Raw genomic sequence first — 12,862 nt, forward strand, 5'->3', positions numbered from 1 at the left:
CCTGCCGGGAGACCGGGCCCGTGCCGCGTCCGAGGACGGGCCGGAGGAGGTCAGACCTCCGCCGTAACGCCGCCGGCCTCGGCACCGGTCTCGCTGCCGGTCTCGGGGCCGGTCTCGGGGCCGGCAAGGAAGCCGGGCAGCCAGGACTCGAGTTCGTCCCGGAGCCGTACGGTGGCGTTCAGCTGGCAGAGCACGCCTATCGTGCTCAGCGTCACACGGTGGATCAGCAGATAGGACGGCGGCAGATTGAGCTGCTTGCCCAACTGGTGCGCGGGGGAACGGGGATCCGCTATCCGAGCGGCCTGGGTCCGCATCCAGCCGCGGGTGAAGGTGAACCGGTCCGCCTCCGCGGGTTCGATGATCGGCAGCAGATACTCCAGCACCGCGTCCGGGTCGAGGTCGATCGACTCCTTGACGAAGCCCTCCTCGCACAGCACCCCGTAGACCGCTTCGGCCTCCCTCGCCAGAGTCATCCGGAGCGAGTCGCCGATCGTCCGGGGAAGTCCGCCGGGCAGCCGGTCCACCGTGCCGAAGTCCAGGACGCCGAGCCGCCACCCGGCCGGATCTCCCTCCCCCTCCGCCGTACCGGCCGGTGGCAGCAGCCGGAAGTTCCCCGGATGCGGATCGGCGTGCAGCAGCCCCGTCCGGGCGGGGCCGGAGAACAGGAACCGTGCCAGCAACTGGCCGGCACGGTCCCGCTGCTCCTGCGTGCCGCCGCTGATCACCTCGGCCAGCGGAGTCCCGTCGATCCACTCGGTGACCAGCACCTGGTCGGCCTGGTGCACCACGTCGGGCACCACCACGTCGGGATCGCCCGCGAACTCCGCCGCGTGCTCCCGCTGGGCGCGGGCCTCCAGTTCGTAGTCCAGCTCCTCCGACACCCGGTCGCGTAGCTCGGCGATCAGCGGCTTGACGTCCATCCCCGGGATCAGCGGTCCCAGCAGTCTCGCGAACCGGCTCAGCTGGGACAGGTCCGACAGCAGGGCCTCTCCTGCCCCCGGGTACTGGACCTTAACCGCGACCTCGCGCCCGTCGTGCCAGACCGCTCGGTGGACCTGGCCGATGGACGCGGCCGCCGCGGGCTTGTCCTCGAACTCCAGGAAGAGTGTGCGCCAGTCGTCGCCCAGCCGCTCCGCCAGCGCCTCGTGGACCGTGCGCGTCGGCATCGGGGGAGCGGCGTCCTGGAGCTTGGTGAGCGCGGCCCGGTAGGGCCCGGCCACCTCTTCGGGCAGAGCCGACTCGAAGACGGACAGGGCCTGCCCGAACTTCATCGCGCCGCCCTTCAGCTCGCCGAGCACCCTGAACAGTTGCTCCGCCGTGCGCTGCTGCAACTCGCGTGCCACGATCTCCGCGGATCTGCCGCCGATCCGCTTGCCCAGGCTCCATGTGGCGCGGCCGGCGAAGCCCAGTGGCAGAGCGGCCAACTTGGCCGTACGGGTGACCGCCTTCCGGGGAAGATCAGACATGCGCCCCTCCAATTCCCAGCTGCCGTGCCGCGTCCGTCATCCGGAACCGCTCCGTCGACGCCGCTGCCCCGGCCATTGTGTCGTGCGGCGTCCCCGCCCCCGAGGCGCGCTCCCCCTCAGTCTGCCCAGCCGCCCCGCAGGGGCAGTCACGGTGGGGCCGGATCCGCCGTGACCGCCACTCGAGCAGCGGCAGCGAGACCTCCCAGCGGGTGCCCGTGCAGGCCGGCAGCTCACCGTCCAGGAACGACAGGGCGTGCGAGGCCGCCATGCCGGCGACCGCCGTGGCGAGTCCGAGGTCGCACGGACCCGGGCTCGATCCCCGGTGACGGGGCGTACGCCACTGGGCAGCCATCCGCGGCCACACCGGATCCCGGTCGGCCCGCCCCAGCGCGAGACAGCCGGCGCACGCCGAGCCGCCCGGCAGCACCAGCGGGCCGACCACGCCGGACGCCTCGACAACACCCGCGTACAGATGGGGAGTCCCGGTGGCCATCCAGTCCTCGGCGGCCACCGGGTCCGGGGCGTACGCGGGGAAGCCGTCGCGCGGGGTGACGATCACCAGGGAGAGGGGCGGTGGCTCCGGCGGGTCGCCGTCGGAGCACCGGGCGGTTCGCCGCCCCCTGCCCGGGGCGGACCGGAGCACGAGCTGCCGGGCGGACACGGCCCTGCGTTCGCCGACGGCCTCCGCCGGCAGCCCGCCCGGCGCCACGTCCCACGGCTCCACACGCCCCCCGTCCAGCACGTCCACCCGGCCCACCCCGGAGGCGGACAGCACGGCGGCGAGTGCCGCACCGACCCGGCCCGCGCCGCGCACCTGTACCCGCATCGCGCCGCGGGCGGCCAGCCGGGCCGCGCCGCCGCCCGGTTCGGGATGGACCACCGACAGCGACGCCAGGTCCGGCCGCAGCCGGTCGTACGCCTCCTTCCGCTTCCGCAGCGCGGAGACCGCCGGACCGCCGCCCGTCACGTCGTCCACCAGGCCCGCCTCGGTCAGCCGCTCCAGCAGGGCGTCGACGTGGCCGTCTGGCAGCCCCATCGCCCGGGCCTCCGCTCGCAGCCGGGGCAGCCCCCGCGTGCCGTCGAACCGCGACAGCAGGCTGCCGGTCGCCGTGTCCACCGGACCCATCACCACGGCATGCGCCGCCGTCATCCCGAACTGCACATAGCGCAGATCCCGCCATGCCCGCCGCAGTGCGGGCTTCACCACCGGATGCACAACAACCCCCGTTCCAAGGCCAATTCGTGATCGCTCGGTGCACGCTCCCTACGTGTACCGTCCGTTCCGCGGTCCCACGGGTCCCACGGGTCCCGCGGGCGCCCCATCGGACAAGGCTCGGCGCCCCATCCGGCAGAACTCCGCGCCCCGTCGGCGAGACCGATTCCGTCCGGCATCAGAATGCCCGCCCGCGCCGAAGGGCGGAAAAGTTGTCCACAGGTGTGGGGTATTAGTCATTCGAATAGTGCGCACTGTTCCGTGGTGCGGGCCCGGACCGTTCTCCCGGCCGGCCCCGGACCGCCCGGGGCGGGACTTCCCCTGCTCCAGCGGGTACCGTCGGGGCGTGCCCGCCGACCGACCGCTCCGCGCCCCGAGCCAGCACCGCAGTACCACCGCCCAGCCCTCCCACCACGCCGCGACGAGCGCGGTCGAGGTCCGCCGCAGCGCCAGGCGCCGCAGAACGGTCTCCGCGTACCGGGACGGCGACCGGACCGTCGTGCTCATCCCGGCCCGGATGACCGAGGCCGAGGAGCAGCGCTGGGTGACGGTGATGCTGGACAAGCTCGCGGCCCAGGAGAGCAGGCGGACCCTGGGCGACGGGGAACTGGCGGAGCGCGCCCGCCGGCTCTCCGAGCAGTACCTGGACGGCCGCGCGCGGCCGGCGTCGGTGCGCTGGGTGACCAACCAGAACACCCGCTGGGGGTCGTGCACTCCCGCGGAGGGCAGCATCCGCCTCTCGCACCGGCTGAAGGGCATGCCCGAGTACGTGGTGGACTATGTGCTCCTCCACGAGCTGGCCCACCTGCTGGTGCCCGGCCACGGGCCCCGCTTCTGGCGGCTCCTCGACGGGTACCCGCGCACCGAGCGCGCCCGCGGCTACCTGGAGGGAGTGGTCGCCGCGGACCGGCTGCCCCATCTGCCCGCCGCCCGCGGCGAGTGACGCCTTCCGATCCTGTACCGAATGCGTCCCGGCTTGGCTCAATGTCACCGCAAGCCGTTAGCCTGGCGCGACGCAATCGCATTTCGTCGGGATGGGGGACGGTCGTTACGCATGGCCAGGGAATTCCAACGCGGCCACAAGGCCAAGATCAGTGACCTGACACCGGGGACCGATCTGTACGTGGGCGTGCAGATCTCCGCCCCCGGGCTGAGCTTCGACATCAGCTGTTTCGGGCTCGACGCCGACGAACGGCTCTCGGACGACCGCTATTTCGTCTTCTTCAACCAGCCGAAGTCACCCGAGGAGTCCATTCAGCTGCTCGGTGCGCAGGCCGGCGACACGGAGTCGTTCCGGGTCACCCTGGACCGCCTGCCGGCGCACATCCACCGGCTGTCGTTCACCGCGACCGTCGACGGTGCCGGTGACATGTCGCAGATCGGCCCCGGGTACATCCGGATCGTCGCGGGTGGCGAGGAAGTCGTCCGCTACGCCTTCACCGGCGCGGAGTTCTCCACCGAACGCGCCGTGATGCTGGGCGACTTCTACCTCAAGGGCGTCTGGCGGTTCGCCGCCGTCGGCCAGGGCTTCGACGGCGGCCTCGACGCGCTGCTGAAGAACTTCGGCGGCGAGGTGGCCGAGGAGGAGCCCGCTCCGCAGCAGCCGCCGCAGGCCGTGCCCGGGTTCGCCCCGCCGGCCGCTCCCGCCCCCGCCGCCGCTCCCCCTCCGTTCGGGGTTCCCGCGGCGCCTCCGGCCCCGCAGGCCGGCCGGCCGCCGCAGCCCGCGCCCGGGTTCGGCGCGCCCGCACCGGCCGACCCGCAGGTGCACTCCGCGCCGACGATCGCCGCCCCGATGACCCCGCCGGTCGGCACGGTGCCGCCGCAGGCGCCGCCGCCCTCGTACGGACAGCCCCCGCAGCAGCCGCAGTTCGGGCAGATCCCGGGCCCGCCCGCGGGGCAGGTGCCCCCGGCGCCACCGGCCGCGTACGGGCAGCAGCCCGCCCCGTACGGCGTGCCCGGCGTCCCCCAGGGCGTCCCCCAGGGAGTCCCGCAGACCGGCCCGGGCCTCCAGGCGGCCCTCCAGCCGTACAAGGAACTCCCCACCGGCCAGCGGTGGACCCCGCAGAACCAGCAGCTCATGCGCGTCGACCTGGCCATGGGCGGCACATCCGTGCTCGCCCGCCAGGGCAGCATGGTCATGTACCAGGGCAAGGTCGACTTCGGCTACAAGGGCGCCGGCTTCTCCGGCCGGATCGTCGGCAACGCCACGGGCCAGGAGATGCAGCTGATGCGCTGCAGCGGCCGCGGCCAGGTCTTCCTCGCCGAGGGCGGCGCGCATCTGCATCCCATCGAGCTCCAGGGGGACGCGATCTGCGTCTCCGCGGAGAACGTGCTCGCCTTCGACGAGTCGCTGCAGCACGAGGTCCGCCGTATCGAGGGACACGGCATACCCGGCGGGGCGCTGTTCACCATGCAGTTCCAGGGCACCGGCACGGTCGTCGTCAAGACCCACGGCACCCCGGTGGTCCTCCCGGTGACGCCCACCACGTTCGCCGACTCCAACGCCGTCGTGGCCTGGTCGGCGGCGTCCCAGGTGATCCTCTCCAGCCAGGTGCGGCTGCGCCGCAACGCCTACCCCGGCCACAGCGGAGAGACCGTGAACCTCCAGTTCCGGGGAGCCCCCGGCAACTTCGTCGTCGTCCAGCCCTACGAGGTCTGAGGGAGCCCGGAGAAATGAACCAGCAACTCGCGGGCTTCGCCCCGACGCCCGTGGTGGCCCGGATGGAGAACCACGGCCGCACGATGCTCAAGGTCGCCATGGCCTCCGGCCAGGACCTGTTCGCCCGTGCCGGCTCGATGGTCGCCTACGAGGGCTTCATCCAGTACGAGCCGAACCCGCCCGCCGTCCGGCAGATCGCCGGCCAGTGGGTCACCGGCGAGGGCGCGCCCATCATGAAGTGCTCCGGAGACGGACTGCTCTACCTCGCCGATTACGGCGCCGACGTCGTGGTCGTCAACCTCGACAACGACTCGATCTCGGTCAACGGCACCAATCTGCTGGCCTTCGACGCGCATCTGCAGTGGGGCGTCGAGAGGGTCAAGGGCCTCGCCAAGTTCGCGGGCCAGGGGCTGTGGAACATCACGGTCTCGGGTACCGGGTGGGTCGCGCTCACCTCGCGCGGCACGCCCGTCGTCGTGGACTGCGGCCGCGGCGAGGACGAGACCTACGTCGACCCGGACGCCCTCGTGGCCTGGTCGCCGAACCTGAAGGTGAAGGGCAAGCGCAGCTTCAAGGCCTCCTCCCTGATCGGGCGGGGCAGCGGAGAGGCCTTCCAGATGGCCTTCTCGGGCCAGGGCATCGTCGTCGTACAGCCGAGTGAGGACAGCACCGACCGACTGCGGGTCCGGGGCTGAGGGGGAGCGAGAACACATCATGCAGAGTCCGCTTTTCAGCCACGCGGAGCAGCAGTCCCAGGACCGCTACGTCGTGCAGAACCCGCAGCTCCTGCGGGTCGCGCTCACCGGGCACGACGATGTCCTCGCCCGCAAGGGCGCGATGGTCGCCTACCAGGGACTGATCGACTTCGACGGCGAGTACCAGCCGGGGAACCGGCGCGGCGCCCGTGCGCGCACCGGCGAGGGCCTCGACCTGATGCGCTGCTCGGGCCAGGGCACGGTCTACTTCGCCAACCTCGCCCAGTACGTCCACGTGGTGGACGTGGACCAGGAGGGCATCACGGTCGACAGCGCCTATGTACTGGCGCTGGACTCCACGCTGCACACGGAGGTCATCGCCGTGGACAGCCAGTACGGCATCTCCGGCTCCGGGAAGTACCAGCTCAACATCTCGGGGCGGGGCAAGGTCGCGCTGATGACCTCGGGTCAGCCGCTGATGATGCAGGTCACCCCCGACAAGTACGTCAACGTGGACGCCGACGCGATCGTCGCCTGGTCCTCCTCGCTGCGGGTGCAGATGCAGGCGCAGACCCACTCCACCGGCGTCTGGCGGCGCCGGGGCAACACGGGGGAGGGCTGGGAACTGAGCTTCCTCGGGCAGGGTTTCGCGCTGGTCCAGCCCAGTGAGGTGCTGCCGCCGCAGAACGCCCAGGTGGGTCAGGGCGTACGGGCCCAGTTCGGCGCGGGCCAGCACGGATCCCGCGGCCAGAACCAGGGCAACGTCTGGAGCTGAGCACCCGGCGACCGGTCGGGGGCGGTACGCGACGACGGACCGCCCCCGACCCGCCCGGCGCCTGACCGGTCCCCCGACCCCGGCCCCCTGCCCCGGCCCCGTCCGCGGCCGGTCCCGGACGCCCGGCACCCGGCACCCGGCCACGATCGGCGGCCTCGAGCGGCCGGCCGGGTCGGTCTGCCGCGATCGGCCGGATACGACCGCCCGGGCCCCGAGCCGGCCGGGGCGTGGAGCGGGGAGGACGGTTCGGCTACCGAGGGAGGTGCCGGCACGGCCGCTGCACGGCCCGGGCACCGCCGAAGCCGGGCCGAGAGCGTCCCGGTGCCGCCCCAGAGCCGCCCCAGATCCGCGTCGGAGCCGTGCCGGTGCCGCGTCAGAGCCGAGCGCGGGTGCGCTCCAGCAGACGGACCACCGACGCGTCGGCGACATCCGCCACCTCCGCGTAGCCGAACCAGCGCAGATCGAGTGACTCGTCGCTGATCGCGGGAGCCGCGTCCGGGGCCGCCAGCGCCGCGTACTGCACATCCAGGTGCCAGTGGCACGGCGCCGGGATCGCATGCCGGTCCAGCGTCACGGGACCGCCGGGAAGCAGCGTCAGCCCGGTGATGCCCGACTCCTCGATCGCCTCCCGCAGCGCGGCGTCCGCCAGCGCGGTGTCACCGGGCTCGCAGTGACCGCCCATCTGCAGCCACCTGCCCAGCTTCCGGTGCAGGGTCAGCAGCACCCGCTCCCGCGCCGGGTCCACGACCAGGGCACTGGCCGTGATGTGACCGTCCCGGCACGCCTTCCACACGCCGTCGGGACGGTCCGCCAGATGATCCAGATAGGTCCGGCGCAGCTCTGCCTGCCCGCCGTCGTACTCCTCGAGCACGCGGATGGCGTCGTCGTACAGGCTCACGAGTCGGTGTCGTCCCCGTCCCGGCCCTCGGCCGCCTCGCCGAGCATCTTGTCCAGCTCCGAGAAGTCGAGCTGCTCACGGTGGACGAATCCGTCCGGGTCGTCGAGATCGGTGGCCGTCGGCAGCATGTCCGGGTGCGCCCAGAGTCCGTCGCGGCCGTCCACGCCGCGCGCGTCGGTGAGCGACGCCCACAGCCTGGACGCGTCCCGCAGCCGGCGCGGACGCAGCTGGAGCCCGATGAGGGTGGCGAACGTCTGCTCCGCCGGACCTCCCGAGGCGCGGCGGCGGCGAAGCGTCTCGCGCAGGGCGTCCGCCGAGGTCAGCCGGTTCCTGGCCGCGTTGTGCACCACGGCGTCCACCCACCCCTCGACCAGGGCCAGCGCGGTCTCCAGACGGGCCAGCGCGGCCTTCTGCTCGGGGGTCTCCTCCGGCTGGAACATGCCCTGCTGGAGTGCCTCCTGCACCTGCTCGGGGTGCGCGGGGTCGAACTGGCCGACCACGTCCTCGAGCTTGGACGTGTCGACCTTGATCCCGCGGGCGTAGCCCTCGACCGCGCCGAACAGATGCGAGCGCAACCACGGGACGTGGGCGAAGAGCCGCTGGTGGGCGGCCTCGCGCAGCGCCAGGTACAGCCGGATCTCGTCCTTGGGGACGCCGAGGTCCTTGCCGAACGCCTCGATGTTCAGCGGAAGCAGCGCGGCCTTCCGGGCCGGGCCCAGCGGCAGGCCGATGTCCGTCGATCCGACGACCTCGCCCGCGAGCACGCCGACGGCCTGGCCGATCTGCTGGCCGAACATGGCGCCGCCCATGGAGCGCATCATGCCGATCAGCGGGCCCGCCACGGCCTGCATCTCCTCGGGCAGCACATCGCCCATGGCGACGCCCACGCGCTCGGCGACCGGGTCGACGAGCTGCTGCCACGCCGGAAGGGTCGCCTCGACCCACTCCGCGCGGCTCCACGCCACGGCGGTGCCGGCACCGGACGGCAGGGACGTGGCATCGTCGAGCCACAGATCGGCGAGACGCACGGCCTCCTCGACCGCGGCGCGCTCGGCGGGGCCGACGCTGGAGTCCTTCGTGCCGTCCTGCGTGCCCTGGGAGACCGTCTGACGGGCGATCTGCTTCGCCATGTCCCAGTTCACCGGACCGCCCTCGTAGCTCAGCATCTGGCCGAGCTGCTGGAAGGCCGCCCCGAGGTCGGCCGGGTTCAGCGAGCCGAACATCGCGGCGAACGGATTGTCCGCGCCGCCGCCGGGACCGCCCGCGCCCGGGAACCCGAATCCGAAGGGGTTCGCCGGGCCGCCCTGGCCGCCGCCGGAGCCCTGCCCACCTCCGGCGGGGTCCTTCTTCTTGCCCTCGTCGCCGTTCTCCGGCTCCTCCGGCGGAAGGCCGAATCCGAATGGGGTGTCACTCACGGGTTTCCTCGGCTCGTAGGGCCACCGGCTTCCCGCCGGCGGCGAATGCCCGACAACACCACCAGCCTAAGCGGCGCCCGGCCGGCGGCGGAGGCGTCGACATGTGAAGCCGGACATGGGCTGGATGCTCCACCGGCTCACGGCCTGCGGCAGGATGGACGCCACCTGGTACGTACACGACCGTCCGCGCACGTACTGAAGACAACCGCTGGAGACGCCCGGTGAGTTCCCCAGATCCGCAGGTTCGCGCAACGCGAAACCCCTCGACCCCGGCCGCGGGGCGCGGCCCCGTGGTCGCGGTGACCGGCGCCGCCTCCGGCGTCGGTGACCTGCTGACCAGGCGCCTCGTCGCGTCGGACGACATCGGCCGGGTCATCGCGGTCGACGAGCGCCGGGGCGACGTGCCCGAGGCGCACTGGCACGTCCTGGACGTGCGGGACCCGGCGATCGCCGAGAAGTTCCGCGGAGCCGACGTCGTCGTGCACCTGGCGCTCGATCTGGACCTCGAGACCGATTCCGCGGCGCGTACCGCGTACAACGTCCGCGGTACGCAGACCGTGCTCACCGCGGCCGCGGCCGCGGGTGTCCGCCGGGTCGTGCTGTGCACCTCGGCGATGGTCTACGGGGCGCTGGCCGACAACGACGTCCCGCTCTCCGAGGACGCGGAGCTGCGTGCCACGGCGGAGGCCACGGCCGTCGGCGACCTGCTGGAGATCGAGCGCCTGGGACGCCGGGCGCCCCGCGCCCACCCGGGGCTGAACGTCACCGTCGCCAGGCCCGCCGTGCTGGTCGGCGGCACCGACACGGCGCTCACCCGCTACTTCGAGTCGCCGAGGCTGCTGGTCGTCGCGGGATCCCGCCCGACCTGGCAGTTCTGCCATGTCGAGGACCTGGTCAGCGCGCTGGAGTACGCCGCCCTGGAGAAGGTCGACGGAGAGTTCGCGGTCGGCTGCGACGGCTGGCTGGAGCAGGAGGAGGTCGAGGAGCTCAGCGGTATCCGGCGCATGGAACTGCCCTCGGCGGTCGCCCTCGGGGCGGCGGCGCGGCTGCACCGGATCGGCCTCACCCCCTCCCCGGCGGGCGACCTCGCGTACACCATGCACCCGTGGGTCGTCAGCGTCGGCAGGCTGCACGACGCCGGCTGGCGCCCCCGGTGGACCAACGAGGAGGTGCTGGGGGCGCTGCTCGAGGAGGTCCAGGGCCGGCACACGGTCGCGGGCCGCCGCCTCGGCCGCAAGGACGCCACCGCCGCGGCGGGCGCCGCGGGCGCGACCGTCGCCCTGCTCGGCACTGCGGCGCTCGTCCGCCGCGCCCGCAAGCGCCGAGGTCTCTGAACCGGGCACTCGCCCCGGGGGGCCGCAGCGTCTCCTGCCGGGAGGCCCCTGCGGTCTTGCCCTGGAGGGCGAGGAGGATGTCTCCTGTGGAGTGTCCTTCTGTACCTGTGGAGTCCCCTTCTGTAGGAGACTCCAAGCTGCCTCGCCGCCGCCCGGTCGAATGCGCTATTCCGGGATGTCGGCGGTGTGCGGCACGATGGCTCCATGGGAAGCATGAACGATCACCCGGGTGAGCAGGCGGCGGAGGACCCGATCCGGCTGCTGGCGATCCGGGACACCCCGCTCTCCGTCGACGAGGTGTTCCGCGCCGTGGGCGATGCGGCGGCCGGGGGCACGGCGCTGTTCGTGGGCACCGTGCGCAACCACGACGGCGGCGCGGACGTCGACGCGCTCGGCTACTCCTGCCATCCCACCGCCGAGGCCGAGATGCGCCGCATCGCCGAGAAGGTCACGGCCGAGTACCCGGTCCGGGCGCTGGCGGCCGTCCACCGCGTGGGCGACCTGGAGATCGGGGACCTGGCCGTGGTCGTCGCCGTCTCGTGCCCGCACCGGGGTGAGGCCTTCGAGGCGTGCCGCACACTCATCGACGACCTCAAACACGAGGTCCCGATCTGGAAGCACCAGCAGTTCTCCGACGGCACCGAAGAATGGGTCGGCGCGTAGCGCCGTCTTCCAGGGGTGGTGGTCGGGTGACGGGTGGGTGGGTCGGCGCGTAGCGCCGTCGTTGTGGGGTGGTGGTCGGGTGACGGGTGGGCGGCTCTCGGTGCCGTCGGAGGGGCGCGTGACGCCGTCCCCGGCGGCCATGGGCCCGATTTGCGTAACCGCCCCCCTGGCACCAGCGTTGAAGCGGCACCCGGTTAATCTGCTGATCGGTCGGCTGCACAGGCAGTGGTTCCGGCTCATGGGGTAGGGAGGTCGTGATGGCGGCGCTCGCTTGGTTGCTGATCCCGCTTTTCGCCGTCGTCGGCGCGGCGATATGGGGGAGCTGGGCATCGAGGAACCGGACCACCGGTGACATCGCGGAGCTCGCCGGTTACGCACGCTTCCGGGACGCCATGGAGAGGTCCCACTCCGGGACGGACGCCGTCTGACCCGACCGGTCGACCGGTCGACCGGTCGTAGCCGGGGTTCTTCGGGGGCGGCTCGGGGGCTGCTGTCGCCTTCCGGGGGCGTCCGGCACGGCCCCTGCGCGGCGGCCCTGCCGCGAGCCCCGTACGGACCGGCCCGACAGGTGCACTGACGGACCAGTCCCGTACTGTCGTTCCATGCCACGCCGCACAGCGACGATGCTCGCCTCCACCCTGGTCCTCATCGTGCTGCTCTGCGTGGGTGTGTTCATGACTCCGCCCTACTCGGAGATGACGCCCGGGCCCACGGTGAACACCCTCGGCGACTCCGGTGGCGAGCCGGTCCTGCGGATCTCCGGCCGGAAGACCTATCCGACCTCCGGTCACCTCAACATGACGACGGTCCGGGTCACGGGCGCGGACTACAAGATGAACCTGGCGGAGGTCGTGTACGGCTGGCTGGCTCATGACAACGTCGTGGTGCCGCACGAGACGCTCTACCCGGACGGCAAGACCGAGGAGCAGTCGAACCAGGAGAACGCGGAGGAGTTCAGCCAGTCCCAGGAGAGTGCCAAGGTCGCGGCTCTGCGCGAGCTGGGGATCCCGGTGAGCTCCCGGGTCGTCGTGTCCTCGGTCCGCAAGGACAGCCCGGCCCAGGGCGCCCTGCACGCGGGTGATGTGATCAGGGCGGTCGACGGTACGCCGGTGAAGAAGCCGGACGACGTCTCCAAGGCCGTGGTCAAGCACAAGCCCGGCGCCAAGGTGACCTTCACCATCGTCCCGGCCAAGGAGGCGGCCGCGGCGGAGAAGGCCGGCAGGGAACCGACGACCTCCCAGGACGTGCAGGTCGGGACGGTGCGGTCGGAGCAGGCCAAGCGGACGATCGTGGGCATCACGGCCGGTACGGACCACACCTTCCCGTTCTCCGTCGACATCAAGCTGGCCGACGTGGGCGGCCCGAGCGCGGGGCTGATGTTCGCCCTGGGGATCGTCGACAAGCTCAGCCCGGTGGACCTCACGGGGGGCAGGTTCATCGCCGGTACGGGGACGATCGACGACCGGGGCGTGGTCGGACCCATCGGCGGCATCGAGATGAAGCTGGTCGGCGCGCGGAACGCGGGGGCGGAGTACTTCCTGACGCCGAGCGACAACTGCGCCGCCGCGGCCTCCGACGTCCCCGACGGCCTCACGCTGGTCAGGGTGAAGACGATCGACGACGCGACGAAGTCGCTGGAGAAGATCCGCACCGGGAAGACCGCCGGTCTGCCCGGCTGCTCGGAGGGCTGAGCGGCCCCCTCGGGGAGCGAGGCGCCCGCACCGGCCCCGCTCGCGGCCGAACG

The 12,862-nt window shown here is 72.6% G+C and carries 12 protein-coding genes; 8 read left to right on the plus strand and 4 right to left on the minus strand.

From position 1 onward, the window contains the following. Nucleotides 1-50: 50 nt before the first annotated feature. Nucleotides 51-1,466 carry an ABC1 kinase family protein gene (locus DDW44_RS20245; RefSeq protein WP_027733489.1) on the minus strand — a complete coding sequence of 472 codons (1,416 nt, stop codon included), beginning with the start codon at nt 1,464-1,466 and terminating at the stop codon, nt 51-53. Continuing rightward, entirely contained in the window at nt 1,459-2,682 is a 1,224-nt protein-coding gene (locus DDW44_RS20250) for a TOMM precursor leader peptide-binding protein (protein ID WP_108907287.1), read from the minus strand. Before DDW44_RS20250 ends, DDW44_RS20245 begins: the two co-directional genes overlap by 8 nt. Before the next feature lie 343 nt (nt 2,683-3,025). Between DDW44_RS20250 and DDW44_RS20255 the strand changes: the two genes are divergently transcribed. From DDW44_RS20255 to DDW44_RS20270, 4 genes are all read left to right on the plus strand, one after another. Then, nucleotides 3,026-3,622 carry a M48 metallopeptidase family protein gene (locus DDW44_RS20255; protein ID WP_017947148.1) on the plus strand — a complete coding sequence of 199 codons (597 nt, stop codon included), beginning with the start codon at nt 3,026-3,028 and terminating at the stop codon, nt 3,620-3,622. Between the two features lie 111 nt (nt 3,623-3,733). After that, complete coding sequence (locus DDW44_RS20260; RefSeq protein WP_108907288.1) at nt 3,734-5,338, plus strand: TerD family protein; 1,605 nt, start codon at nt 3,734-3,736, stop codon at nt 5,336-5,338. A gap of 14 nt (nt 5,339-5,352) precedes the next feature. Beyond that, nucleotides 5,353-6,033, plus strand: a complete 681-nt coding sequence (locus DDW44_RS20265; protein ID WP_027733493.1) for an AIM24 family protein — start codon at nt 5,353-5,355, stop codon at nt 6,031-6,033. A gap of 19 nt (nt 6,034-6,052) precedes the next feature. Next, a complete protein-coding gene (locus tag DDW44_RS20270; protein WP_017947145.1) occupies nt 6,053-6,808 on the plus strand; it encodes an AIM24 family protein in 756 nt (251 codons plus the stop codon). Between the two features lie 373 nt (nt 6,809-7,181). On the opposite strand, the gene DDW44_RS20275 is transcribed toward DDW44_RS20270, so the two are convergent. Together DDW44_RS20275 and DDW44_RS20280 are read right to left on the minus strand one after the other, a co-directional pair. Then, nucleotides 7,182-7,706, minus strand: a complete 525-nt coding sequence (locus DDW44_RS20275; protein WP_108907289.1) for an NUDIX hydrolase — start codon at nt 7,704-7,706, stop codon at nt 7,182-7,184. After that, nucleotides 7,703-9,121 (minus strand): zinc-dependent metalloprotease, encoded by a 1,419-nt coding sequence (locus DDW44_RS20280; protein ID WP_017947143.1) that lies wholly within the window; start codon nt 9,119-9,121, stop codon nt 7,703-7,705. Before DDW44_RS20280 ends, DDW44_RS20275 begins: the two co-directional genes overlap by 4 nt. A 221-nt stretch (nt 9,122-9,342) precedes the next feature. Between DDW44_RS20280 and DDW44_RS20285 the strand changes: the two genes are divergently transcribed. From DDW44_RS20285 to DDW44_RS20295, 4 genes are all read left to right on the plus strand, one after another. Further along, complete coding sequence (locus DDW44_RS20285; RefSeq protein WP_026165174.1) at nt 9,343-10,455, plus strand: SDR family oxidoreductase; 1,113 nt, start codon at nt 9,343-9,345, stop codon at nt 10,453-10,455. 204 nt (nt 10,456-10,659) lie between these two features. Beyond that, nucleotides 10,660-11,118, plus strand: a complete 459-nt coding sequence (locus DDW44_RS20290; RefSeq protein ID WP_017947140.1) for a molybdenum cofactor biosynthesis protein MoaE — start codon at nt 10,660-10,662, stop codon at nt 11,116-11,118. 257 nt (nt 11,119-11,375) lie between these two features. Continuing rightward, nucleotides 11,376-11,546 (plus strand): hypothetical protein, encoded by a 171-nt coding sequence (locus DDW44_RS32125; RefSeq protein WP_017947139.1) that lies wholly within the window; start codon nt 11,376-11,378, stop codon nt 11,544-11,546. A gap of 174 nt (nt 11,547-11,720) precedes the next feature. After that, nucleotides 11,721-12,809, plus strand: a complete 1,089-nt coding sequence (locus DDW44_RS20295) for a YlbL family protein (protein WP_166802800.1) — start codon at nt 11,721-11,723, stop codon at nt 12,807-12,809. The last annotated feature ends 53 nt before the right edge of the window (nt 12,810-12,862 follow it).

The organism is Streptomyces tirandamycinicus, from assembly GCF_003097515.1.
In the GTDB taxonomy this organism is placed as follows: Bacteria; Actinomycetota; Actinomycetes; order Streptomycetales; family Streptomycetaceae; genus Streptomyces; species Streptomyces tirandamycinicus.